This window comes from Leptospira kobayashii (genome assembly GCF_003114835.2).
GTDB classification, from domain to species: Bacteria; Spirochaetota; Leptospiria; order Leptospirales; family Leptospiraceae; genus Leptospira_A; species Leptospira_A kobayashii.
Genome location: NZ_AP025028.1, coordinates 309,781 through 333,682 on the forward strand (window position 1 = coordinate 309,781; position 23,902 = coordinate 333,682).

Consider the following 23,902-nt stretch of genomic DNA (forward strand, 5'->3'; position numbering starts at 1 on the left):
GCTTCCTAAATTCAGAGGTCCATTGCAATTATCCGAAGTTTCCATACGTAATCCTATTTTTTCCTGGATGATGATGATTGGGATCATCCTTCTGGGATGCATCGGACTTTCCCGTTTGGGATTGTCTCAGATGCCCAATGTGGATTTCCCCATTGTAAATATCGCTCTTACTTTGCAGGGGGCGAATGCATCCGTTATGGAAACGGATGTGGTAGATCCGATTGAAGAAGTTCTTCTTACAGTGGAAGGAGTTACAGAGGTTCGATCCACATCGACGGATAGCGCTGCAACGATCACCGTCGAACTAGAGTTAAATCGTGATGTGGATGTTGCAATTCAGGAAATCCAAACCAAAATCGCACAGGTTCAAAATAAACTTCCCACTGCGCTTGACCCTCCCGTTCTTCTTAAATCCAACCCGGATGACAACCCTATCATATGGGTTGCTTTGACTGCCGAAGGCAGAACGGAACAGGAGAAGATGATCTATGTTAAATCCGTATTAAAAGATAAATTCCAGGAACTACCGGGTGTCGGAGAAATTATTTTAGGCGGGTATGTCGACCGGGTTATTAATGTTTATCTGGATCCGAACCGATTGGCGGCCGCCGAACTGACTGTAGATGATATTACAAATACTTTACTCGAACAAAATATAGAAGTTCCTTCCGGAAAATTACAAAACCAAAAATCGGAAATTTCCCTCCGGGCCGTAGGCGATGTTCCTACGGTAGATCAACTTTCCAATATCTTTATCAATTCCAGAAGCGGTGCAGCCATGTTTCGGCCTGTTCGTCTGAAAGATGTCGCAACCATTGAAGATGGGTTAGACGAGATTAAAAAAATCGGAAGATTCAATCAAATCCCGTCGGTGGGACTTGGGATCAAAAAAATAAAAGGTTCCGACGCAGTAGCAGTTGCCAATAGAGTAAAAGCCAAAATGGAAGAGTTGAAAGCCACTCTTCCTCGCGGATACAACCTTGCCATTGCAAATGATAATACTACTTTTATCAAAGACTCGGTAGATGAATTGATGTTTACTTTGTTACTCTCCATTCTTCTTACAGGCTTTGTTTGTAGATTGTTTTTGGGGAGTTGGGGAAGTACGGCCAACGTACTACTTGCCATTCCCACTTCTATCATTGGTACATTTTTAGTACTGTATTATGCAGGATTTACTTTAAACACATTCACGTTGCTCGGACTTTCTTTGGCGGTGGGAATCGTAGTGGATGATGCCATTATGGTTTTGGAAAACATCAGCAGACATAGAGAGATGGGAAAAACCTGGTACAATGCCGCCTTGGAAGGAGCGTCTGAGATTCGTTTTGCGGCGCTTGCTGCGACTCTAGCCATCATTGCTATTTTTTTGCCGGTAGCATTTATGTCCGGTGTCATCGGAAGATATTTTTTGGAATTTGGAATCACTGTCGCCGTGGCGGTCGCACTCTCTCTTTTCGAAGCGCTTAGTTTCACTCCTATGCGTGCTTCCAGGTATAAAGAAAAAGAAACGAAAAAGGGAAAATCCAAGAAGCAGGAAATGATTGGTATCACTTCCAAATGGAATCTTTCCAGCTACAAGGATTCTAAATTCTATAGCATCATCGCGAGGACGATCGGATTTTTTTCCCTATTCAAAAGAGTGGATCCTTTGGTGGAAAAATTCTTACGAAAAGCGGAAGCATTTTATGCCTGGGTGCTTGATTACGTGGTCGCTTTTCCAAAAACCATTTTGTTTGTTTCAACGGTTCTCTTTGTTCTATCGCTCGGATTTTTTTTAGGATTGAAAAAAGAATTTATTCCTCCTCAGGACTTGGGAAGATTCGTCCTTCGTGCTAAAATGCCTGTTAGTTCCTCTATCTTTGCCACAAACGAAGCAATGAAAAGAGTGGAATCCCATCTTATGGCAAAACCCGAAATTGAAAAATATATGGGAACCATTGGGGGATTCGACGGTACGGAATCGAACGGAGCTATGTTCTTTGTTTCAATCAAAGAAATGGGAAAAAGACCGATCAACGAAAGAACGGGGAAAGAAATCACGCAAAGCGACGTATTTGCAGATCTGCGGAAGGATTTGAAACTTCTGGTTCCGGAGGCAAAATTTTCGATTATTGATATTTCGCAAAGGGGATTCAGTGCCGGTAGAGGATATCCCGTAGAACTGGTATTAACCGGTCCAAGTTGGGATGTTCTCGCGGATGTATCTACTAAAATTCGAGAAAGGTTGGATAAGGAAGGCATTCTGCAGGATATTGATACCGATTATGTACTGGGTCAGGAAGAGTTGAGGATTTTACCCAATCGGGATGCCGCCGCCGCAAGAGGTGTCAGCATGGCTAACATTGGTAATACGATAGGACCTCTTATGGGAGGCAAAAAAGTCAGTCGTTTTACCGAAAATGGAAGAAGTTACGATGTAAGGATTAAGATCAACAAGAACCAAGGAGAAAATGCGGAAATCATTCCCAATATACGAGTCAGAAATGTGTACGGAGAATTTGTCCGCCTAAAGGACATATTGATTTTAGAAACCAAAAATACTTTAAAAAGTATCACTAGGGTCAACCGGGATCGCGCGATTAAATTATTCGGAAATCCTCCGCAAGCGATCGGGCAGACTGCCAGTTTGGAAAAATCACTCCGTATCGCAAAAGAAATGTTACCCGAAGGTTATATCGTACAGGTTTCGGGTTCCGCAAAAACGGCAAATGAATCCACAAGCGGGCTTATGTTTGCACTTGTGTTGGGCATCGTTGTCTCTTATATGATTTTGGCGAGCCAATTTAATAGTCTAAAACAACCGTTATACGTTTTGCTTTCTATGCCGTTCAGTTTTTCGGGGGCATTAGTGGCACTTTTCATTACGGGGCAATCGTTCAATATGTACAGTTTTATCGGTCTCATTATGCTTTTGGGGCTTGTGAAAAAAAATTCCATTCTACTCGTCGAGTTTGTAAATCATGTGCGTTCGCAAGGTAAAACGGTAGCGGAAGCGATTCGGGAAGGTTGTCCTGTTCGTTTGCGTCCCGTACTTATGACATCTTTCGCTTCTATCGCAGCCGCAATTCCTCCTGCTTTGGCACTTGGTCCGGGTGCGGAAACCAGAGTTCCTATGGCAGTGACCATACTGGGCGGACTTGTTCTTTCCACTTTGGTAACATTTGTTGTAGTTCCCGCCGCCTATTATCTGATGGAAAAGGAAAAATAATGAACGAAAAAAAACTAACTAACGTTTGTTTTTATATTTTTTCCTTTTCGATTCTTATATTTTCATTATTTTCCCTCGGATCTTGTTCTTCCCGTCCGGAAGTAAAATTAAACGACGGAGTCGTGGAAGATAGTTTGAAAAAAATAACAGGAGTTACAACAAAAGATTTGGAAGCGGCTCTTGAAAAAGATTCTCTTTCTTTGGATGATTTGTTTGTTTTGGCTGTGGAAAGAACGGAAAGAATCGCTTTGAAAGATGAAGCGACCAATCAGGCAATGGCGGGAAAGGACAAAGCATTCGCCGGTTTTCTTCCTACTCTTTCCTATGTTTACAATAAATTTTATTCGATTCCCGGTCATACCACAGAACCAAGCTTAGTGGAAAATTACAGAACCTATCAATCCGTTCAAAATGGAGATTATTTATCTTTAGTTCCTTCTTCGACGACTTCTTCTTTACCGCCTACAGTCGGAGCCGGTTCCCGTTTGTTACTAAGTTTTCCTTTAACGGGAGGGCTGACCGCATATCAGGATTATAAGGCCAATAAAAGTTTAACAGATCAAAGGCGAATGGAGGCAAAATTCGAAGCAGGAAGGATGTATCTGGAACTAGCCCAAGGGTATTTTAATGTTTTGCAATTGGAAGAAAGTTTGAAGTATGCCACCGAAGCTTTGGAATTAAATACGGAATCCGTGAAAGAAAGAAGGAGATTGTATTCGTTAGGACGTATTATGCGATCGGAACTTCTCAATGCGGAGACTGGCCTTGCCAATGCCCAAGCCATTTTAGAAGATACAAGATTTCAATTGGAGCAGGTGCAAACTACTTTGGCGATGATGGTCGGATTCGATACCAAAATCAAACTGGCAAACATTGCAAACCCTCTCGAAAAAATTCAAATCGGAAAAGTGGATGAATATTTGCCGAAGAGATACGATGTCATTTCCACTCAAAAAGGAATCGAAGTGGCAAAGGCAAACGAAAACAAAGCTTGGTTCGGGTTCTCTCCGAACATAGCGGTAAACACGTATTATTCGTTTCCTATGGAAGGTCAAACTAGAAATAAAGACGTAACTGCACAATTGGCCGTAACTATGCCTCTCACTCCTTTGGGTCAAATGGCCGATTTAAAAAATGCGGAATCTGCCACCAAACAAGCGAAGTTGAATGCTTCTCAAACCAGAAGAGCCGCTCTCCAAGAGATTCAAAATGCAACGCAAAGTTTGGAAAACTCGGAGCGAATGTGCATTATTTATGAAAAAGCCTATCAATATGCGAAAGACACTCTGGCGAGCCAAGAGTCCGGGTACAGAATGGGTAGAACCAGTTGGGTGGATGTAATTTCCACGCGGCTTGCTACCTTGAATTCGGAAATCACTTTCAAAAAGACAAATTACCAAAGACTCCTCAACCGGGTTGCATTGGGAGTCGCGATCGGGGAGATTCCCAGAATCCCGGAAGAGAAGTCCGAATTTAAAATAGAACCTAACTAATATTAAATGCCTTGGCCCTTCCCCACCGATAAAAACTAAGAAGGATTTGAAGGATCGTTCGGCAAAACCGGTTTTAAAGCAGTGGGTGAAAGTCATAATCTTACTTATATTTAACTATGAATAGATCTTCTCCTCCTGTTTTTATTTGTCCGTCCAGATTGCCTGAAGTACTACCTGTAGTATACAGATACCCGAAAGAATCGCTTACGATTCCGTAGGAATTGGTACCCGAACTTGCAACTCCCATGAGTCTAGTCCATTGTTTGTTGCCATTCTTATCATATTTGACTACGAATAAATCTTTTCCCCCTGTTATGGTTTGTCCATCCAAGCCGCCAGTGGTGCTACCGGCAGTGTATACATTTCCGAAGCTATCATTTGTAATTGTAAGTACCTCGGTAATATGTCCGTTCGTCACACCCGAAAGTTTGGTCCATTGTTTGTTCCCATTGGCATCGTATTTGACTACGAATAAATCTTTTGATCCTGCTAAAGTTTGTCCGTCCAAATTGCCTTGTGTATTGCCTGTAATATATATGTTGCTTGAACTATCTCTTACAATTCCAAATCCCTCCGTAGTCGAATTTGTCACACCCAAAAGTCTGATCCATTCTTTGTTTCCATTATTGTCGAATTTTGCAATAACCATATCATTTGATCCCGTCTTCGTCTGACCGTCTAAGTTGCCATTTGTTGTTCCGGTAATATACAAAGTCCCTGAATTATCACTTATGATTCCCCGTGCGAATGTAGAAGCGCTTGCCACACCCAAAAGCTTTGTCCATTGTTTGTTACCGTTGCTATCATATTTAGTTATGAATAGATCTTTTGATCCAGTTAAAGTTTGTCCGTCCAGATTGCCTTGTGTGTAGCCTGTAATATATATATATCCGGAACCATCACTTGTGATTGCATTTCCAGTTGTCTCTGCACTTGCCACACCCAAGAGTCTAGTCCATTGTTTATTACCACTGTTATCGTATTTAATTAAGAATAGATCGTTTGAACCTGTTTTTGTTTGCCCATCCAAATTTCCTCCGGTAATACCCGTAATGTATATTCCTGAACTACCACTTATAACTGCATTTCCTATTGTCGAAGCACTTGCAACCCCTAGAAGCCTAGTCCATTGTCTGTTTCCAGCGCTGCTATATTTGGTAATAAGCAAATCATTACTTCCAGTTAAAGTTTGTCCGTCCAGATTGCCTTGTGTGTAACCTGTAATATATATATTTCCGGAACTATCGCTTGTAATTGCATTTCCTCGAGTCCCTACTCCTCCCCCTGCGCCCAAAAGCCTGGTCCATTCTTTGGTTCCGCTATTATTGATCGCAGGTATAGAATCGGAAGTTCCTTGAGTAGCTCCCGTTAAAAACGGTATGGCCCAAAGAGGATTGATATCATCGGAGGAGGACTTACACCCGAAAGAGAAAGATACACCGAATGAGTATATAACTACGATTAGTATACTGTGTTTGAACTTTGTCATATGTTTCCTTTTCCGACTGTCCTTATGGATTTTGTTCTGATTCATTGATTTGAAGCAGGCCAGGCGTTGGCAGAACGGATTCTAAAAATTTTAAAGCAAGAAAAGATGCCTGTCGTTCCAGTTCATGAACTGGAAAATCTAAATTGATTTTTTCATTTATGTTTCAGGATAAATACGTAAAAATATGATAAAGTTCAGAATTGGTTGTAAGACAAAGGTTCCGCTCTCTCTAACCCGTATCTATCCCAACTATGGCAATTTATTTTAAAACAAGTGTTATGTGGCTAAGATCCGACATAATATTTTTTCAAAATATTGTGGGTTTTGCTTAAAATTCTTTGCACCGCCCGGTAAGATCCAATATTTCGTCGCTTTTTCCGTTATCTTGGCATTGAAGAAAAAGGTTCCTGACGGAAATTTGACAAAAGAAATTAGAAATGATCTAATCACGGGAGAGATAAAGTATGAGTTCAACAGCAAATCATTACTATAATGCAAAGGATCTGGCGAAGTTCCCTGAAATCGGAAGAGTGAATAAAGACCTTGCAGATAAGTTTTTCGCATATTACGGCGCCGTGATGGCAGAAGGGGCTCTTAGCGAGAGAGAGAAGGCTCTCATCGCACTAGCGGTTTCCCATGCATTGAAATGTCCTTATTGCATTGATGCTTATACAGCTACTTCTTTACAAAAAGGTGCCGATGAAGCGCAAATGAATGAAGCGGTTCATGTTGCTGCAGCGATGGCTGCGGGAATTAATTTGGTTCATAGCGTTCAAATGAACAACAAAATCGATGAACTTTCCATCTAATAGATGGGAAAGTAAATCAGTTTTAAAGGAGATAGTCTATGTTAGTCGATGAACAGATGAATATTCTGGGATCTTATCCTGATTCTTTTGGAAAACAAATCAGAATCGGAACGGATGCAAAGAATCCTTTGACAGGATTAACATTGACTACTTTCCAGATCAATGTAGGCAAATGGTGCAACCAAGCATGTAAACATTGTCACGTGGACGCATCTCCGATTCGGACGGAGATGATGAGTAAGGAGACGATCGACAAATGTCTCGCAATTATCAAATCCGTTCCTGCGATTCAAACCGTTGATATCACAGGTGGGGCGCCGGAAGGAAATATTCATTTCCGCTATTTGGTGGAAGAGGCTCGCAAACTTGGCAAAAAAATAATCGATCGTTGCAATCTTACCATTTTAGAGGAGAAGGGGAACGAAGACCTTCATGAATTTTTGGCTGCCAATGAAGTGGAAGTTTGTTCTTCCTTACCTTATTTCAGTCAATCAAGGACCGATCAGCAGAGAGGAGACGGAGTCTTTAATAAATCGATTACCGCCTTGCAAAAGTTAAATAAATTAGGATACGGGACCAGACTTCCGTTGAATTTGGTTTATAATCCAGTGGGTGTTTTTTTGAGTTCCGCACAAAAACAATTGGAGCGTGAATTTAAGGAAAACCTGGACAAAAAGTACGGAATCGTATTTAACAATCTCTATTGCATTAATAATATGCCCATCAATCGCTACTTAGGTGCTCTTGTGCGAACGGGTAAGTTTGAAACTTATATGGAAACTTTGGTCAATGCTTATAATCCGATGACCTTGGAAGGTTTGATGTGCCGGCACCAAATTTCAGTCGGGTATGATGGAAAAATTTACGACTGTGATTTCAACCAGATGTTGGAGTTGGAAGCGAAACCTGTTTCTCATGTCGATCACTTCGATTATGAAACCTTTGTGAATCGAAATATTGTTGTGGCGAATCATTGTTTCGGATGCACCGCCGGTGCAGGTTCCAGCTGTGGTGGGGAAGTAGCCTAAAAGGCAAAAGAGCGAACTTTTTTCTAAAATTTTCGGGGATTTTGCGAAAGCGATAGGCGAATTGTAAATTTTGTGTTAGGTGGGTGCTTGCAGCCCACGACCCTCACCCCCCAACCCTAAAAAGGGAGGGGGCTCGATCGATCCCCAAATAAAACTATGTCACATTAATATTCTACCGCCACGGATTGCAGCGGAAACCCTCGCCGAAGGCAGAGGTTGGAGCGAAAAGCCGGGTCCCACGAAGTGGGAGGCGGCCTAGATCTTAGCCTTCGTCGTCGGCGAAAAGATTGTTGAGAGAATCGATCAGAGTGTCTACTTCAACACCATAGCCCATGCAAACTTGTTCGATGGTTTCGACTTCGTTGATGGAACAATGTGAGCAACCACCTAGGTGGTAGCTAGAGAAAACAAGACCAGCCTCCGGATGGATGGCAATTGCTTCTCCAACGGTCATCTCTTTATGAAAACGGGCTGCGGTTGATTCGGTCATCAGGAACACCTCGGATAGTAATTTACTATACAAATATTAGACGTTCCCCTATTCGTCAATTGGAATGTTTACCGAAGAATCTGGGAAATTTTACGTTCGGATCGAAGGGCGGTTTGAGTCCGCACATTATTTGTATGATTATTTTCCGGATGGTTCCGATGAACCGATTCATGGCCACTCCTGGAAGGTGGAAGTCTTCCTATCGGGAAAAGAGAACATTCGCCCGGACGGAATTAGCTACGATTTTTTAACCGCAAGAAACCGTTTGCAGGAATTGGTTCATAGCATTGATCATTTACTGATCAATGAACATCCTGATTTCAAGGGGGTAAATCCCACTTCGGAAAATGTGGCCCGTTGGTTTTTTGCAGGACTCAAAGAAGAAGTGGCGAAAACAAACGGAAAGGTCATGAGAATCGTAATTCATGAAGGTCCTGAAAACCTTGCATTTTTTGAACCATAACAAAGGTTAAATTGATTTAATTTTTGTTTGGTGGTCTTGCTTTTTTTGTTCTCGATAAAATAATCGATACTCTTAGCTTTATTACTTTATTTTTCATAAAAACCCTGTAAGTCGCGTTTTTCGGACATTGTTCTTTTTTCAATTCTCCGAAATGGATCACATAAGGAGATGAACGGGGTATCTCTTATGTACTGAAGAGATAAGTCGTAAAAATGATTACATAAACAGTTCGAAAAAACGAATCCTTATGGAAAAAGAGATTTTTCCTCCTATTTTGCAAAAAATCGATCAAAAAACTGTCTATACATCTGGAAGAGGGGAGGTATTCAGATTCTAATAAATCAGAAATAAAATCCAAAATTATGAATTTCTAATGGATAAACTGTTTTGAAAATATAAAAATAGAGTTTGCTCATTTGCGAAAAGAATCCTTGTGAGGGACGTCATGATTACTCAAGTCGAAAAACAAAAAAAAACCTTACTTATAGTAGAAGATGATACAATCATCGGAATGGCGGAAGCGCAAGCTCTGCGTTTGGCGGGATACACTGTTTTTACCGCATCCTCGGGAGAAAAAGCAATCAAATTGATTCAATCCGGACAGGAGATTGATTTGATTTTGATGGATATGGATTTGGGAGCCGGGATGGACGGAACGGAAACTTCCCGAGAGATCCTGAAATTGATTGAAGTTCCCATCGTCTTTCTAACATCACATGCAGAAAAAGAGATGGTTGATAAAGTAAGAGGCATCACAAGATACGGTTATGTGATTAAAAACTCAGGCAACTTTGTATTGCAATCTTCCATTGATATGGCGTTCGATCTTTTTTACGCGAACCAAAAAGTTAAAAAGAAAGAAGAGAGTCTTCGGGTTACTTTGAACTCTATCGGAGACGCAGTGATCGCTTCCGACAACCAAGGAAGAATCACAAGAATGAATCCTGTTGCGGAAAAATTAACCGGATGGCCGTTTCACGAAGCAATCGGAGCTCCCGTAAGAAACGTATTTCATATCGTAAATGCAAAGACCAGGGTACCCGCCAAAAATCCGATTGATGAGGTTTTAAAAACAGGGCAGATCGTCGGTCTAGCGAATCATACCGCCTTACTTGCTAAAAACGGAGTAGAGTATCAAATTGCGGACAGTGGCGCGCCGATTCAAAACGAAAAAGGCGATGTTTTGGGAGTGGTGCTTGTTTTTCGGGATGTAACGGAAGATTATAAAATGCAGGAAGAATTGCGCGGATCGGAAGAAAGATTTGCCGCTATTTTTAAATCCAGTCCGATGGGAATGGCTGTTACTCGTTATGCGGATGGGGTTTATGTAAGCGTGAATAAAGCATTTTGCCAATTGTTCGAATATAAAAAGGACGAAATCATCGGAAAAAGTACAAAGGAAACGCAACACTGGTGGATTTCCGAAGAAAGAGAACGCCTCCTTGAAATCCTACGGGACACCGGTAGAATCGAAGGCGAAGAGATGAAGATTCGTAAAAAATCGGGAGAGATCGCCGATATAGTGGTGTTTGTCGAACAGATTGTGATCTCCGGCGAAAAATACTTACTCAGTATCAATCATGATATCACTGCGAAAAAACATGCAGAAGCGGAACTCCAAAAATCTTTAGACGAGAAAGAAGTCCTTCTGAAAGAGCTGCAACATAGAGTCAAAAACAGTTTGAATGTTGTTTCCAACTTACTCGGCTTTGAATTGAATCATATAAAAGACGAAGAGACAAAACGTATTTTTTTAAATGCACAGTCTCGCATACATTCTATGTCCAAGATTTATGAAAGATTGTACAGATCGTCCGCAATCGATAGATTGGATCTACACTTGTATATTAAGGATTTAATCGATTCTTTTTCGGAAATGTATGCGATTGATTCCAAAAAAATTCGATTTTCCGTTAAATTGGAAAAGATCCAATTGGATTTGAAACGTGCTTTGCCTGTGGGGTTGATCCTAAACGAATTGATTACAAACGCCTTGAAATACGCTTATCCCAACGATCATAAAGGAGAAATCCGCGTTCATTTGCGTCAAGTCAATGAGCATGTGAATCTGATGGTCTCCGATGACGGCTGCGGGCTCTCCGAATCTACAAATCCGAGTGAAGCAAATACACTCGGATTTATGTTGGTAAAGAATCTGACGGAACAGATTGACGGCGTAGTCAGTACGATTTCAAATCCAAACGAAGGTTTAACGGTAATCCTAAGTTTGAAGATATGATTTATTTTCTACCGAATTTTGCGTTCAATTTTCCTTCTGCCAATTTCAAGCTATTGATATAAAATCCTACCAAGGCTCCCGATGCTTCCGAGTCTAAAGGGATTTTATCCTTTAGAGCATATACTTTGAAGATATAACGGTGAGGTTTGTCTCCTGCAGGCGGACATGCTCCACCAAAACCAGGTTTACCGAAATCAGTTCTGCTTTGAATGGAGCCTGGAGGAAGAGTTCCTTTTTCGTTTCCTGCTTTAGAAGCAAGCCCTGTCGCATCGGCAGGAATATTGAAAACAACCCAGTGCCAGAATCCGCTTCCCGTTGGAGCATCAGGATCATAAACTGTGACGGCAAAAGCTTTTGTTTCCTTCGGAGCTCCGCTCCAATTCAGATCCGGAGAAATGTTTTCGCCACTGCAACCGAATCCGTTGAAAACTTGCGCATTGGTAAGATTAGAACCTTCTTTGATTGCGTTACTTGTCAGTTTGATGTCGGCTGCGGATAAACCGCCTACGATGGAAATAGTGGTAAGTAAAAGACTTGTTTTTAAAAAAGAAAATCGCATAACAAACCTCCGAGTTTCAAATGCTAAGATAAGATTAATTTTCCTTTTGAAAAACTGCATCTCAAATTTTAAAAAAACTCCGACTTCATTTTTTTTCGATCGGAAAGGGACGGTAAGTTGCCAATGCCGGCTGTCATATTTTCTTTAAGGTGATTCAGTTTGTTTGTCGCAGGGATTACGAATTGAATTTGTTCGGAAGCCAAAATGAATTTCAAAAAATATTCTGCCCAAGTGGAAATTCCCATTTCTTTTGCCCAGCCGGGAAGGTCTTTTCCTTTGATCATGGAAAACAACCGTCCGTGTGCAAACGGTTCATTTGCGATAACACTCACTCCCCGATCAAATGCGGCAGGAATCAATCTTTCTTCACCGGTTGTTTCCGCAATGGAGTAGGGGATTTGCAAAAAATCTATTTTTTCCGACCGGATGATCTTTTCCAAGTCCGGGAAGGCGCTCGTTGTATAATGTGTGATTCCTATATAACGGATGATTCCTTTTTCCTTCCAATCTTTCAGTGTTGTTAAGTGAGTTTTCCAATCGACGAGGTTATGGATTTGCATCAGTTCGATATGTTTTCGTTTCATTTTGGAAAGAGAAGATAACATTTGTTTTTCGCCTGCCTCTTTTCCGCTGATCCATACCTTAGTTGCAAAAAACAATTTTTCATTTAAATTCGTTTTCAAAGAAACATCACCTACAACTTCCTCGGAAGTTCCGTACATAGGAGAAGAATCGATCATACTTCCTCCCGAAGAGTGAAAGTATTCCAATAAAAAAGACAGTTCCTTTTGTTTTGACGGATCTTTTCCTACGTCAAATGTCTGATAGGTGCCAAGTCCTACCCGTGGAAGAATTTCTCCACTGGATAGAATCTTTGCTTTTAGAACTTTTGTATTTTTCGAAGATGGATTTGATTGTGTTTCCATGGAAGGATTCCTAGAATTCGGTTCGGAATTTATTTTTTTTAAAGAGGATGCGATAAATAAACTGCCAAGTATGAATTTTTTTCTGCTGAACATACTTTCCTCCTGGATATGATTTTCTCTTAGACTGAAGCAGGTTTCTGTTCGGCTTCCAAGACCAATTCCTTTTCTTTTTTCCCCAACCAAATTCCGTTCCACAGCCAAAGCAAGGAAGCCCCTATTCCTAACATGGAAATCTGGATCGGATTCATACCTACAAATGAGAAAAAAGCGTGAATCCATGCCCCGGATTGGTCGCCTAACCTATAGACTGCGGTATCCATAAAGTTTTTGGCTTTGAATTTGTCTTCTTTGGATACGAGAGTGAATAAAACTTCTCTTGTAGGTTTTGCCAACGCAAATTGTCCCACTCTTCTTGTGATTTGAATGATAAAAACAAGTGCGATGGAAGGAAAAACACTCAAAAATCCGAAGCCCAGAATTCCAATGATGGGAAGCGCAGCCAAAGCTCCGCTCACTCCCAGAAATTGAATGATCCTGCTTGTAAACAAAATCTGAATGATCAATGTGGAAACATTCACGATCAAATCCATCTTTGCCAATAAGGAAGTTCTTTCTCCGGTGGAAGAGAATCCCGTTTCAAAAATATGAACCTGCTGGAAATAGATCAAAGAAGATGTCGCAGTATAAATGAACACATAAAGCGCCGCATTAGCAAGATAAGGTGAACGAAACATACCCAATAATCCCCAAAAGAGGGAACTGCTTTCCACTATGGGTTTTGTAGAATCGATTTCTTCCTTTTGTAATTTTGTGCGAACAGTGTACATTCGCATTCCCGTTTGGGCTGCAAGCTCCAGAAGGATTGCCGATGCAATGAGTAGATTTGTTTTGGAAGTATGTTCTACAAGGCTTGCTGTAAAGAGAGAACCCGCAATCGCTCCTATCGAACCTCCTGCGGATATGATTCCGAAAAGGCGTTTACCTTCTTCTTCCCGAAAGAGATCTACGATTAACACCCAAAATACGGAAACGACGAAAAGATTGAACACAGAAACCCAAACAAAGAATATGCGACCGATCCAGATATTATGCGAACTGGTAGAAAAGAAAAATGCAAAAGCCAACAATTGCAATAGAAAGAAACGGAATAGAAAATTGAGTAAACTCTTCCGGTTCAGTTTATGAGTGAGCCAGGCAAAAGGGAAATTGAGTAGAATGATGGAAACAAGAGTGGCCGAAAAAAGCCAGGGAAGAGTTTTGGTTCCAGTTTCGATTCCCAATTCATCCCGGATGGGACGAAGTATATAATAGGAAGAAAGAATGCAAAAAAAACATAGACTGGAATAAATGAGAATGGGAATTTCCTGAGGTTGAACTTTCAAAACCAAATTGATTCTGATAAAAAAGGTTTTTAGTTTTTCATTCATATCCCGTAGCCTTCATTCACAACTTAGATTCCGATCGATTCTTTCCAAGTAAAACTGAAATCGGATATCTCTTTGTATTTGAATTAATTATTCTCGACTGATTTTCATCCCTCTTCACCCTAAGACATAGGTAAAATATATGGACTTGATCTTTGGATGGAAAAATCGTTTGAGGTTGGGTTCAGGTCTTGTTCTTTTTGCCTATGTTTTCACACACCTTCTCAATCATAGCTTAGGAATTGTTTCTTTGGATTTACTTGAATCCTCCCGAAAACTTTTCATCGGCTTTTGGCGCTTTCCGGCCATTCATCCCATCCTTTTCTTTGCTACATCCATCCACATCATTCTCACTCTTAGCAGCATATTATCGAGAAAGACTTTAAAAATGTCCCAAGGGGAGTTTCTACAATTTTTCAGCGGATTGGCGATCCCTCAACTTTTGATCGGTCATATTGCGGTCACTGTTGCAATGAATGAAATGTTAGGTGTTGATGACAGTTACACTCATCTGTTCTTAGTATACGGATCTTTTTTCACTGCCATTGACGTCACTTTACTTTTGATTGTATGGGCGCACGGTTGTTTCGGACTTTATTTTTGGTTGAGATACAAACCTTGGTTTATCCGTTATTCCAACCTGTTCTTAGTGATCGTATCGATTTTTCCCGTTCTTTCGATCATGGGAATCATCAGCGCGCAGAAAGAAGCCTTCCTGCTTTCTCAAGACCCGGAATGGTTGGAAGAGTTTCTTTTGACTCTACCTGAGAAAGTGGAAAAGATCAAAGAGTATTCCTTGCAAGTCGGCACAGGTGCCAGTCTTGTATTTAATTCTATTATATTTTCTCTATTTGTGTTTCGGTTGTTTTTTCTAAGATCACAAAACAAAAAGAAGACGATCAAAGTACATTATCCGAATGGAAAAATTTCCATTGTATCTCCTGGTACGACGATCCTTGAAGCAAGTAAGCTCGCGAAATTGCCTCATGCAAATGTATGCGGAGGAAGAGGGCGTTGTTCCACTTGCAGAGTACATATTGAATCCGGACTGGAAGAATTGGATTCTCCTTCGGAAGAAGAGACAGCAGTACTCGCAAGAATCTCCGCTCCCAAGTCCGTCCGACTGGCTTGCCAGGCCATTCCTAAATCGGATATTTATATTGAACCGCTTCTCCCTACAAATGCTACTGCGATCGACGCGATCCGCCAAAGCAGATATATTTACGGAACGGAAAAAGAAATAGTAATCTTGTTTGCCGACCTGCGGGGATTCACCACATTCACCGAGCAGATGTTACCCTATGACGTGGTATTTATTCTGAATTCCTATTTTCAGCAAGTAGGTTCTGAAATCGAAAAAGCAGGTGGTAAAATCGATAAGCTGATGGGTGACGGTTTAATGGCGATCTTCGGATTGGATACCAACCTAACAGAAGCAAGCAACCAAGCCGTAATTGCTGTGCAAAATATGAGCGAACAATTGGTTCATCTGAATGAACGTCTCCAAAAAGAACTTCCCGAACCATTGCGAATGGGAATCGGAATTCATAGCGGAGTGGTGATTCTTGGAACTTTTGGAAATTCTACCACACCTACGGCGATCGGAGATGCAGTGAATACTGCAAGTCGTCTTGAGTCCGCTACTAAAGAATATTCCTGTGAAGTAATCGTTTCTGAAAATGTAGCCAAATATTCGTTAGCTGATTTCTCTGGCTTTGAGAAACACACGATTTCCGTTCGAGGTAAAACGGAATCGGTCAATGTTTATCTGATCCCATTCGGCAGAGATCTGAAAATTTCGAAAATTGAAACTACATTAAACTAATGTTAGTCTGCCTCCCGCTTCGTGGGATCCTGCTTTTCACTCCCGTAAAATAAGTAAAGTAATCAACTTTTAAATACGGAAAACAATTCTCGCGGTAACGGAGGCCAAGGATGGCCGGGGTTTTTTCGTCGGAGCAGGATGTTCCGCGAAAAAGAGCGGGGAATGTTTTCCGTTTGATTTTCGCTGCAATCCGTGGCGGTGAATATTAATGTGACATAGTTTTATTTGGGGAATCGATCGAGCCCCCTCCCTTTTTAGGGTTGGGGGGTGAGGGTCGTGGGCTGCAAATCTCCACCTAACACAAAATTTACAATCCGCCTATCGCTTTCGTAAAATCCCCGAAAATTTTAGAAATAAGTTCGTCTTTTTCCATCACTAAGTTCCGGTTTTTATCATCTATCCCAAGGGCTTATGATGCCTTTGTATTTCCTGTTGTTAAATATTATTTCCGATTCTCCATAAAACTCCCGAAGGGTCGGCAACTATAAAATCAACCATTCTCCAAGGTTGTGTTTCCGGGCTTGTAATCCTAATTTTATATTTTTCCGACAAACTATTGTTTGATAATTTTTGAAACCAAGCGTTAGCATCTTCCACTAACAAATGCATCATAAGATTTTCTGCGAATTCCCTATTGTAAAAATTCTGCAAAAGGAAACTTGACTTTCCTACCTGGAAATATGCGACTCCGCCACCTTCCGATTTTAGATTGAATCCCATATCCTGATAAAATTGTTTTGATAATTCGTAGTCTTTCGCAGGCACAAATGCCTTGATCTCTATTACATCCAATTGGCTCACATATATCTCCTATTGATTCATTTGAAAAAGACTTTGTTTGAAAAATAAAATTATATTTCGATCCATTTCAATAAGGTAAGTAGTTTTTTATTGAAGTCATTTGTCCCTGCGCCAAGGCTTTTGAAAAAATCGGAATCGAATTTTTCCACGGCCTTCACAGCTTGTTTTATAATCTTCTTTCCCGCGTCTGTTAGAACTACCGTTTTTGCCCTGGTATCTGTAAGGTGCTCTTGTCTTTGTATAAGCCCCTTTGTCTGCAATGTACGTAAGACAGTGGAAGTGGTCATCGGATCTATTTTAGTATGTGAAGATAATAATACTTGTGTTACATCTTGGTTGTGCAAAGTCAACCAATGGATACTTGCCAAAAGGACGTATTGGGAGTGAGTCAGGTCGTATTTCTCCAACGCCTTTTTTATCTCCCTTTGCCAAAGATTGGTAACTTGCCAAAGCAGAAAACCTGAGCTATCTTCCGCTTTTTCAAAACTAAACGTATTGTCTTGGGACTTCATAATTTACTAGCTGTTTCCACCTGTTTTGCCACATCCTTCGGAAGAGAGTCTACAATATTTTGTGCTACCAATTTGATCCATAAAAAACCGAGAATTCCCTTGACTGAAATCGTATTAGTGATTCTTAATCCGTTTTCAGTTTCTTCGAATAGATGTTCATCGTACATTTGAGCCAATGGAAATCTGGTTACATCCGAAAATCTTTCATTTTTTACTGTTTCCAACAGTTCCACTTTTACATTCGGACCACCCTTCGGCCTTAGAATGAAATGGTTACCTGCTTCGAACTTTCCTTCCAGCTTTGCAAATTCGATCCCTTCGTCCCATGTATGCCAGTTGTTTACATCTTCAAAGAGTTTCCAGATTTGTTCTTTTGTCACTTTTTCTGTAATGATAGAATACGATTTAGTCCACATGTAGACTCCTAATTGCACTTAATGTAAATATATATATTATATGTACACATACTAAATCAAGAAATAAATTTCCCGACTTTTTTGAAAAATCGATAAAATACTATCGTGGGGCCAATGAAACGGTATTTATTTTTTGCCTAGGCTCATCATCAAAAAGCCGCTGAATGCAGCATTGGAAGGAGAAAGCGAGGGGTCTGCCTGGGTTTTCATTTTATTGATCCAGGTTCTATATTTTTTATAAAATTCATAACTCGGGGTCGGTTTGTATTCCAAGTCGGGGATCTGGAAATAAGCTAATATATCTTTGGTGGTCGTCGGTTTGACAAAAATCTCCTTTTGAGGGCGAAGATATGTCGGGCAAACGGTTAGGATAGACCATTTCGCCAATTTGCCTTTGCTCAAAACATCCAATTGAAGATTGAATCCCAGTTCTTCTTTTCCGTAAAAAAATTCATACAAACCGTTAGAAAGAATTTCTTTGTCTTTCTTGGAAAGTGCTTCCACGTAATCTCTCAACTTCGGTTTTTCAAACAAAGAAACCAAAGGAGAACGGGTGATTACTTTCACCATTGCTTTGGTGAGTTCCAACGGTTCTTCGAATTTTTCTTTGGCAAAAGATTCTTGGGCGAGAAGAAACAGTTGTTCCGATTTCATTTTTTTCCCAATCTCTTTTAGTCGAGGATGTTGAAACCCGTCAGGATAAATGGAAAGAAAAGAAGATTCGAGCTGTTTCATTTTTTTAATATATATGTCCATTTATAAAGCTTCCAATCCTTCCGAAATTAATTTTCTCCAACGATGTTGTCTCCATCTGTAGAATATATTTCCAAAGATCCAAATCAACGGAGTCAGTATGCCTGCTTTGATTTCAATTCGATCCGTATAAGAAATCAGATTTTCATTTTTTGTTTTGCGGATAAAAATCCAATGATCCCATTTTTGAATCAATTCACCGTGACCGTTATCTCTTAATATGAATTCATCTATAGTATCATGAAACCTTTGGATTCCTATGTATTGTTTCCCAAAAGGAATGATTCCGAATAATTTCATATCTACCAGATATTCTCCGTCCTTCCAGATAACAGGAAAATGACTCGGATCCAAAGGAGTGAATTTGATCAGAGGAGTTGTTACATAAATCAGTAATTTAGGTAAAAGCACTGAGCGTTTTATCGTTTCAAAATCGGATTTTAACTCGGTGGATACGTTTACGATCATTTTGATTCTTCCGAATGGGCTTCGTTCAGTTCTTTCATCGTTGTTACTCGATTCAATTGATAATCTTCCGTAAGATTGAAAATTCTGCCTATTTTTTGAGAAGCAGAGGTGAATGCAATGAAAGCGCATAACTCCGATATTTCTTTATCGTTAAATTCTTCTTTTAAAATTTCGAAATGAGATTGGGAAATGGAAAGATGATCTTTCACGAACAAGTCCGCGAAGGCGGCTGCTAAGGCGATCCGGGACCGGGAGTTTTCTTTTCGAATTTCCGAGCGGCCTCCTTTTACCATGCAGTATTCACATTTGTTTTCGAATGCCATCACTCGCCGAACTTGTTCCAATAGGTCCGGCTCTAAATTTGTTTCTGTGAAGAGTGCTTCGTCCAATTCGTTCCAACGATCTAAGATTTTCGAATTATGCCCCAGAATCTTTTGGAATCCGGTCTTTCCGTAATCGGATAATTTGATTCGAATCGTCATATTATTCCTCTCTGTGTTTTTGCGTTGAGATAAAAGGATTGTTAGGTGAAAAAAAGTATCCGGTCAAACTGGCAAATGTGATCGGAACGAAATATGTAAATCCGGTGAGTGCCGACAAAAGTAAAATCGTGCTTAAGGGAGTACGGGTAACACAAGCATTGATTGCTGCCATGCAACTGACTGTCGCCAGCGTAAGATTTACACCGGGAAAAAAATGATGTAGAATCAATCCCAAAGTTGCTCCGACAAAAAACATAGGAATGATAAATCCTCCCCGCCAGCCGGATGTGACTGTGATTGCAATGGCGATGATTTTAAATGCAAACAAACTGATCAGCAATTGAATCGAATATTCATTGGTCAGGATAGTATTGATTTCTTCATGACCGAAGTAACGGGTGAGTGGAAGATAATAAGCAATCGTTCCCAAAATCAATCCACCCGCGAACATCTTCGCATAGATGGGGAGTCTTGTTTTTTTCCAGGTGAAATTCAAAATTTTGGTGAGATAGATAAACGCCCATCCGAAACAGACGGCTACCGATGCAAAGAGCACTGCAAATATAAAATCAAACATGGACTCGACATGGTAAGAAGGAAAATGCCAGGTTGGTCCGAAACCCAAATGAACGATCAAGGCGAAAACTACGTAACTGGCACAACTTGCAACTAACGCCGGTATAATGGCTTGATAATATTCTACAACGTACTTATGATGAAGTATTTCCAGAGAAAATAAACTTCCACCTACCGGTGCTCCGAAAAGAGCAGTAAACCCGGAAGCCATCCCCGCGATGGTCAAAGAACGAAAATCCTCTCCTTTCAAACGAAGTATTTTTCCGATCCAAGATCCTGTGGAACCTGTGATTTGTACAAGAGGAGCTTCCGGGCCCAGACTTCCTCCCGAAGCGATGCAGAGCAAGGAAGATAGAAACATGGACGGATTGTTTTTCGGTTCCAGTCTTCCTTTTTTGAACCGGATATTGTTTACTATAAGTTTGATCTCACCCGGATCCCCGATGAAATGAATGATAAGTCCCGCAAATAATCCCGAAAATGCCATCAAAGGAATGACCTGCCATCCTTTCGCATAAGACATCAATTCTGTCAGGTGTTCTAATATGATCCAATATCCTCCTGCTATCGTTCCTCCTATAAGACCGACAAAGATCCAAAGAAAAACAGATCGACCGAATACGAACGGATTAAAAGGGGAATGGGTTTTTAATGAATTAAGACGTTTTAGAAATTTTTTTTTGGAGATCATGGCAAAATCAGTTCAAATCTATTTTAAGTGATTTTGATTTCAATCTAAAATAGATTCTTTCCTAGCTATCCCCTAACAACGGATCTGCGCTTTCCTTTGCTTCTGCCTCTGAGAATACCTACAAAGATAAGTCGAAGTTGTTTTACGGTTTTGATCTTTAATTTTTTTTCACTGAGCGAATCTTTCGGATCTGAATCTAAAAATTCCCCCGCGATATGAAAGGCATTGAATACGATCATCTCCGATACGAATTCAATATCCGAAAAGGGAACTGATTTGGGGAGTCGCATATCGGATGCTAACTCATTCGTAATGAAAGCCATTTCATTGCGAATGGCCGCGCGAATTCTTTTGTTTCCCCCTGTTCTCTCGCGTGAGATAAAGCGGAACAATAATCTGTTTTCTTTCACATAATCGAAAAAGAGGGCGATGGATTCCTGGAGAGCGGTCTTATAAGCGCCTTTTTTACGGGCCTCACGCAAGATGGTGCGGAGTTTGATACTCATATCATCTACAAGTGCAAGCCCCAACTCTTCCATGTTCTTAAAATGCCTGTAGAAAGCGGCAGGAACAATCCCAGCTTCTCCGGCTACTTCACGTAAGCTCAATTCACCCAAACTTTTTTCCTCTCCCATAAGTTTCAGGGCAGCTTGGATTAAAGTGCTGCGGGTGCGCAGTTTCTGTTGGTAACGAAGGTTTAGCTTCATAAATGAATCTTTGTAAACGATCGTTCACTTTTTTTTCCGATCAAGGAAAAAATAACCTAATTCAGGGTTGACATATTTAACACTGTAAGTTATATCTGTGAACAGTCGTTCACCAAAAAAGAGGCGAAAATATGAAAGTGCTCCCATTTATCTACAACAGTCCCAAAGAATATTGGAATTATTTCCAACCTACGAACTGGTTAGAGTTCGTTTTGGGCGAAATCAACCCATTATATTCGGTTTCCACGGCAAAAGCAAAAGTAATTGCCATCCATTCCGAGTCTGCAGATGCGAAAACAATCGTTCTCCAAACGAATCGTCATTGGAAGGGATTTCAGGCAGGACAACATGTTCCGGTCACTGTAGAGATCGCCGGACGCCGAGTGACCCGTTATTATTCCTTATCCTCTTCCCCATCGGCAAAAAACCCGACAATCACTGTGAAACGCCAGAAAGGCGGACTTGTTTCCAACTTTCTCAATGACAGATTGAAAGTGGGGGACGTCATTGAATTGGGTCAGGCAAGCGGAGAGTTTACGATTGATCCTTCTGCACTTCCCGACAAACTTCTGTTTATTGCCGGTGGCAGCGGAATTACACCCATTCATTCCATTATTAAAACCCTGGCTGAGTCGAATTACAAAGGTCAGGCGAAATTACTTTATTTTTCCCGATTTAAAGAAGACATTATTTTTTTTCAATCCTTTGCAAAGCTCGAAACGGGTAATTCGTGGTTGGAAGTAAAACATGTTTTGACCGATGTTCCTTCCCCAGGTTATGAATCCGGATTTTTGACTACGGAACTTATGGACAAGTTCGTTCCCGATCTGAAGGAAAGATTGGTTTATCTTTGCGGGCCTGCTCCTTTGCAAACTTCTGCAAAAGAGTTTTTAAAAGATAATCAAGTGATCTCGGAACTGTTTTTATTACCTACCCAGATTCAAACCAATTACCAAAGTAGCGGTCCCGTAGAAGTGGTACTTTTACAGTCTCATAAGACTGTTCTTCTGAAAGGTGAAAAGTCCATCTTGGAAGAATTGGAAGATCAGGGAATCTATCCGCCTAGCGGCTGTAGAATGGGGATTTGTCATACTTGCACTTGTAGAAAAACGAGCGGGTCCGTAACAAACATCAAAGATGAAACTATGTCGGACAGTGGAGAAGGAAATATCCAACTCTGTCTTTCGCGAGTGGATGAAAAACTGGAACTGGATTTTTAGAAGAGTATTTTTTAGTTAACGAACAGGAAATAGGTAAATCATATGAAAACAATAAGTAAAAAACTTTCAAAAGCGGAAACGGAAGCTTTCGGTGCGGAGCTGGAAGAAATCAGAAAAGATGTGATGGCAAAAGTAGGGACTGAAGATGCGAATCATATCAAACGAGTCCACAAAGCATATCGTTATACTGAAATTTTGGGAAGAGGGTTGATTCATTTCAGCTTTGAACCGATTACATTCGGAATTGGAACATTGTTACTCGCAGGTTCCAAAATTCTAAATAATATGGAAATCGGGCATAATGTAATGCACGGCCAATATGACTGGATGAATGATCCAAGATTCAACTCACGAACATTCGAATGGGATATCGTATCCGATTCAAAACAATGGAAGTTTTATCATAACTATATGCACCATACATTTACAAATGTATTGGGTAAGGATCATGATTACGGCTATAATTTCACGAGACTAACTGACGATCAAAAATGGAAACCGGTTCACTTAACACAAATGTTTTCCAATTTGTTTTTGATGTTTCACTTTCAATGGGGAGTCGGTGCTCATGGTTATCGTGTGGAATATATGGAGATTCCAAAAAAACTCAGAAAGAAAAGAACTCTGAAAGAATATAGAGATGTATTTTTCAAAAAGATAGAATTGCAATTGGTAAAGGATTATCTTTTCTTTCCGATCCTTGCAGGTCTTAATTTTCCAAAAGTGATCTTGGGAAATCTTCTTGCGAATATGATCAGAAATGTTTGGACTTACTCCATTATCTTTTGCGGCCACTTCACTGAAAATGCGGAAACGTTTTCTCCCGAAGAGATTAAAAATGAAACGAGAGCGGATTGGTACATTCGTCAGTTGAAAGGTTCCTCCAATATCAGCGGAAGCAAATTCTTCTACCTGATGAGCGGTCATCTCAGCCACCAAATCGAACACCATATGTATCCTGATGTTCCTTCCAGACGTTACCAGGAGATTGCACCGAGACTCGAAGCGGTTTGTAAAAAATACGGACAAAATTATAACACGGGAAGTTTTGCAAAACAATTCGCGGAAGTATGGAAGCGTATCTTTGTATATTCTTTCCCGAATAAGATTGCGAAGAAACTTTTGGGAAATGTGAAGGAAGTGCAATTGATGCCGGAACCGCAAATTGTAATGGTGGATACGACTTCCGAAGAATTGATTCCTGCCTAATAGAGAGAGAGATAGCTGATAGAGATTTAACGGAGAGGCCAGGGGAGAAATTCCTCTGGCCTTTTTATTTGCTATGCGTTTTTAAGTTTTAACCTGAAAATAATTTAACCG

At 40.5% G+C, this 23,902-nt stretch carries 22 protein-coding genes; 9 read left to right on the forward strand and 13 right to left on the reverse strand.

The genetic code is table 11. The features are described from left to right. Positions 1–22: 22 nt before the first annotated feature. Complete coding sequence (locus DI077_RS01515) at positions 23–3,211, forward strand: efflux RND transporter permease subunit (protein ID WP_109022203.1); 3,189 nt, start codon at positions 23–25, stop codon at positions 3,209–3,211. Next, positions 3,211–4,704: a TolC family protein gene (locus DI077_RS01520; protein ID WP_109021971.1), complete on the forward strand. Its 1,494-nt coding sequence runs from the start codon at positions 3,211–3,213 to the stop codon at positions 4,702–4,704. Before DI077_RS01515 ends, DI077_RS01520 begins: the two co-directional genes overlap by 1 nt. Positions 4,705–4,804: 100 nt before the next feature. Here the strand turns inward: DI077_RS01520 and DI077_RS01525 are convergent, their stop codons facing one another. Then, positions 4,805–6,193: an SBBP repeat-containing protein gene (locus DI077_RS01525; protein WP_109021972.1), complete on the reverse strand. Its 1,389-nt coding sequence runs from the start codon at positions 6,191–6,193 to the stop codon at positions 4,805–4,807. Positions 6,194–6,657: 464 nt separating this feature from the next. On the opposite strand from DI077_RS01525, the gene DI077_RS01530 reads away from it, so the two are divergent. Both DI077_RS01530 and arsS read left to right on the forward strand, forming a co-directional pair. After that, complete coding sequence (locus DI077_RS01530; protein WP_109021973.1) at positions 6,658–7,002, forward strand: arsenosugar biosynthesis-associated peroxidase-like protein; 345 nt, start codon at positions 6,658–6,660, stop codon at positions 7,000–7,002. Positions 7,003–7,040: 38 nt separating this feature from the next. Beyond that, positions 7,041–8,030, forward strand: coding sequence for an arsenosugar biosynthesis radical SAM (seleno)protein ArsS (gene arsS, locus DI077_RS01535; protein WP_109021974.1), 990 nt, complete (start codon positions 7,041–7,043; stop codon positions 8,028–8,030). A gap of 262 nt (positions 8,031–8,292) precedes the next feature. Here the strand turns inward: arsS and DI077_RS01540 are convergent, their stop codons facing one another. Further along, positions 8,293–8,520, reverse strand: a complete 228-nt coding sequence (locus DI077_RS01540; RefSeq protein WP_109022204.1) for a DUF1858 domain-containing protein — start codon at positions 8,518–8,520, stop codon at positions 8,293–8,295. 64 nt (positions 8,521–8,584) lie between these two features. On the opposite strand from DI077_RS01540, the gene DI077_RS01545 reads away from it, so the two are divergent. Together DI077_RS01545 and DI077_RS01550 are read left to right on the forward strand one after the other, a co-directional pair. Continuing rightward, entirely contained in the window at positions 8,585–8,983 is a 399-nt protein-coding gene (locus DI077_RS01545; RefSeq protein ID WP_109021975.1) for a 6-pyruvoyl trahydropterin synthase family protein, read from the forward strand. A gap of 445 nt (positions 8,984–9,428) precedes the next feature. Further along, positions 9,429–11,222 (forward strand): PAS domain S-box protein, encoded by a 1,794-nt coding sequence (locus DI077_RS01550; RefSeq protein WP_109021976.1) that lies wholly within the window; start codon positions 9,429–9,431, stop codon positions 11,220–11,222. A 1-nt stretch (position 11,223) separates the two neighbouring features. Here the strand turns inward: DI077_RS01550 and DI077_RS01555 are convergent, their stop codons facing one another. From DI077_RS01555 to DI077_RS01565, 3 genes are all read right to left on the reverse strand, one after another. After that, entirely contained in the window at positions 11,224–11,781 is a 558-nt protein-coding gene (locus DI077_RS01555; protein WP_109022205.1) for a YbhB/YbcL family Raf kinase inhibitor-like protein, read from the reverse strand. A 68-nt stretch (positions 11,782–11,849) separates the two neighbouring features. After that, on the reverse strand, positions 11,850–12,707 hold the full coding sequence (locus DI077_RS01560; protein ID WP_109022206.1) for an aldo/keto reductase: 858 nt from the start codon (positions 12,705–12,707) through the stop codon (positions 11,850–11,852). A gap of 119 nt (positions 12,708–12,826) precedes the next feature. Beyond that, positions 12,827–14,134 (reverse strand): NTP/NDP exchange transporter, encoded by a 1,308-nt coding sequence (locus DI077_RS01565; RefSeq protein WP_109021977.1) that lies wholly within the window; start codon positions 14,132–14,134, stop codon positions 12,827–12,829. 139 nt (positions 14,135–14,273) lie between these two features. Here DI077_RS01565 and DI077_RS01570 point away from each other — a divergent pair, with 139 nt between their 5' ends. Beyond that, entirely contained in the window at positions 14,274–15,956 is a 1,683-nt protein-coding gene (locus tag DI077_RS01570) for an adenylate/guanylate cyclase domain-containing protein (protein WP_109021978.1), read from the forward strand. A gap of 435 nt (positions 15,957–16,391) precedes the next feature. On the opposite strand, the gene DI077_RS01575 is transcribed toward DI077_RS01570, so the two are convergent. The 8 genes from DI077_RS01575 to fabR form a co-directional block, all read right to left on the reverse strand. Beyond that, positions 16,392–16,757, reverse strand: a complete 366-nt coding sequence (locus DI077_RS01575; RefSeq protein ID WP_109021979.1) for a VOC family protein — start codon at positions 16,755–16,757, stop codon at positions 16,392–16,394. A 50-nt stretch (positions 16,758–16,807) separates the two neighbouring features. After that, complete coding sequence (locus tag DI077_RS01580) at positions 16,808–17,269, reverse strand: MarR family winged helix-turn-helix transcriptional regulator (protein ID WP_109021980.1); 462 nt, start codon at positions 17,267–17,269, stop codon at positions 16,808–16,810. After that, on the reverse strand, positions 17,266–17,685 hold the full coding sequence (locus tag DI077_RS01585) for an SRPBCC family protein (RefSeq protein ID WP_109021981.1): 420 nt from the start codon (positions 17,683–17,685) through the stop codon (positions 17,266–17,268). Before DI077_RS01585 ends, DI077_RS01580 begins: the two co-directional genes overlap by 4 nt. A 126-nt stretch (positions 17,686–17,811) precedes the next feature. Next, positions 17,812–18,420 carry a hypothetical protein gene (locus DI077_RS01590; RefSeq protein WP_217351571.1) on the reverse strand — a complete coding sequence of 203 codons (609 nt, stop codon included), beginning with the start codon at positions 18,418–18,420 and terminating at the stop codon, positions 17,812–17,814. 21 nt (positions 18,421–18,441) lie between these two features. Beyond that, positions 18,442–18,906, reverse strand: a complete 465-nt coding sequence (locus DI077_RS01595) for a hypothetical protein (RefSeq protein ID WP_109021982.1) — start codon at positions 18,904–18,906, stop codon at positions 18,442–18,444. Beyond that, on the reverse strand, positions 18,903–19,388 hold the full coding sequence (locus DI077_RS01600) for a carboxymuconolactone decarboxylase family protein (RefSeq protein WP_109021983.1): 486 nt from the start codon (positions 19,386–19,388) through the stop codon (positions 18,903–18,905). Before DI077_RS01600 ends, DI077_RS01595 begins: the two co-directional genes overlap by 4 nt. A gap of 1 nt (position 19,389) precedes the next feature. Beyond that, positions 19,390–20,655, reverse strand: a complete 1,266-nt coding sequence (locus DI077_RS01605; RefSeq protein ID WP_109021984.1) for a chloride channel protein — start codon at positions 20,653–20,655, stop codon at positions 19,390–19,392. Between the two features lie 65 nt (positions 20,656–20,720). After that, on the reverse strand, positions 20,721–21,362 hold the full coding sequence (fabR, locus tag DI077_RS01610; protein ID WP_109021985.1) for an HTH-type transcriptional repressor FabR: 642 nt from the start codon (positions 21,360–21,362) through the stop codon (positions 20,721–20,723). A 131-nt stretch (positions 21,363–21,493) separates the two neighbouring features. Between fabR and DI077_RS01615 the strand changes: the two genes are divergently transcribed. Together DI077_RS01615 and DI077_RS01620 are read left to right on the forward strand one after the other, a co-directional pair. Then, a complete protein-coding gene (locus DI077_RS01615; RefSeq protein ID WP_109021986.1) occupies positions 21,494–22,582 on the forward strand; it encodes a ferredoxin reductase in 1,089 nt (362 codons plus the stop codon). Between the two features lie 42 nt (positions 22,583–22,624). Further along, positions 22,625–23,791 carry a fatty acid desaturase family protein gene (locus DI077_RS01620; protein ID WP_109021987.1) on the forward strand — a complete coding sequence of 389 codons (1,167 nt, stop codon included), beginning with the start codon at positions 22,625–22,627 and terminating at the stop codon, positions 23,789–23,791. The last annotated feature ends 111 nt before the right edge of the window (positions 23,792–23,902 follow it).

What these genes read in the sequence shown, in the direction of transcription:
- DI077_RS01520 (WP_109021971.1), top strand. Translation starts at nt 3,211, where the DNA reads ATGAACGAAAAAAAACTAACTAACGTTTGTTTTTATATTTTTTCCTTT.
- DI077_RS01525 (WP_109021972.1), bottom strand. Translation starts at nt 6,193, where the DNA reads ATGACAAAGTTCAAACACAGTATACTAATCGTAGTTATATACTCATTC.
- DI077_RS01530 (WP_109021973.1), top strand. Translation starts at nt 6,658, where the DNA reads ATGAGTTCAACAGCAAATCATTACTATAATGCAAAGGATCTGGCGAAG.
- arsS (WP_109021974.1), top strand. Translation starts at nt 7,041, where the DNA reads ATGTTAGTCGATGAACAGATGAATATTCTGGGATCTTATCCTGATTCT.
- DI077_RS01540 (WP_109022204.1), bottom strand. Translation starts at nt 8,520, where the DNA reads ATGACCGAATCAACCGCAGCCCGTTTTCATAAAGAGATGACCGTTGGA.
- DI077_RS01545 (WP_109021975.1), top strand. Translation starts at nt 8,585, where the DNA reads ATGTTTACCGAAGAATCTGGGAAATTTTACGTTCGGATCGAAGGGCGG.
- DI077_RS01550 (WP_109021976.1), top strand. Translation starts at nt 9,429, where the DNA reads ATGATTACTCAAGTCGAAAAACAAAAAAAAACCTTACTTATAGTAGAA.
- DI077_RS01555 (WP_109022205.1), bottom strand. Translation starts at nt 11,781, where the DNA reads ATGCGATTTTCTTTTTTAAAAACAAGTCTTTTACTTACCACTATTTCC.
- DI077_RS01560 (WP_109022206.1), bottom strand. Translation starts at nt 12,707, where the DNA reads ATGGAAACACAATCAAATCCATCTTCGAAAAATACAAAAGTTCTAAAA.
- DI077_RS01565 (WP_109021977.1), bottom strand. Translation starts at nt 14,134, where the DNA reads ATGAATGAAAAACTAAAAACCTTTTTTATCAGAATCAATTTGGTTTTG.
- DI077_RS01570 (WP_109021978.1), top strand. Translation starts at nt 14,274, where the DNA reads ATGGACTTGATCTTTGGATGGAAAAATCGTTTGAGGTTGGGTTCAGGT.
- DI077_RS01580 (WP_109021980.1), bottom strand. Translation starts at nt 17,269, where the DNA reads ATGAAGTCCCAAGACAATACGTTTAGTTTTGAAAAAGCGGAAGATAGC.
- DI077_RS01585 (WP_109021981.1), bottom strand. Translation starts at nt 17,685, where the DNA reads ATGTGGACTAAATCGTATTCTATCATTACAGAAAAAGTGACAAAAGAA.
- DI077_RS01590 (WP_217351571.1), bottom strand. Translation starts at nt 18,420, where the DNA reads ATGAAACAGCTCGAATCTTCTTTTCTTTCCATTTATCCTGACGGGTTT.
- DI077_RS01595 (WP_109021982.1), bottom strand. Translation starts at nt 18,906, where the DNA reads ATGATCGTAAACGTATCCACCGAGTTAAAATCCGATTTTGAAACGATA.
- DI077_RS01600 (WP_109021983.1), bottom strand. Translation starts at nt 19,388, where the DNA reads ATGACGATTCGAATCAAATTATCCGATTACGGAAAGACCGGATTCCAA.
- DI077_RS01605 (WP_109021984.1), bottom strand. Translation starts at nt 20,655, where the DNA reads ATGATCTCCAAAAAAAAATTTCTAAAACGTCTTAATTCATTAAAAACC.
- fabR (WP_109021985.1), bottom strand. Translation starts at nt 21,362, where the DNA reads ATGAAGCTAAACCTTCGTTACCAACAGAAACTGCGCACCCGCAGCACT.
- DI077_RS01615 (WP_109021986.1), top strand. Translation starts at nt 21,494, where the DNA reads ATGAAAGTGCTCCCATTTATCTACAACAGTCCCAAAGAATATTGGAAT.
- DI077_RS01620 (WP_109021987.1), top strand. Translation starts at nt 22,625, where the DNA reads ATGAAAACAATAAGTAAAAAACTTTCAAAAGCGGAAACGGAAGCTTTC.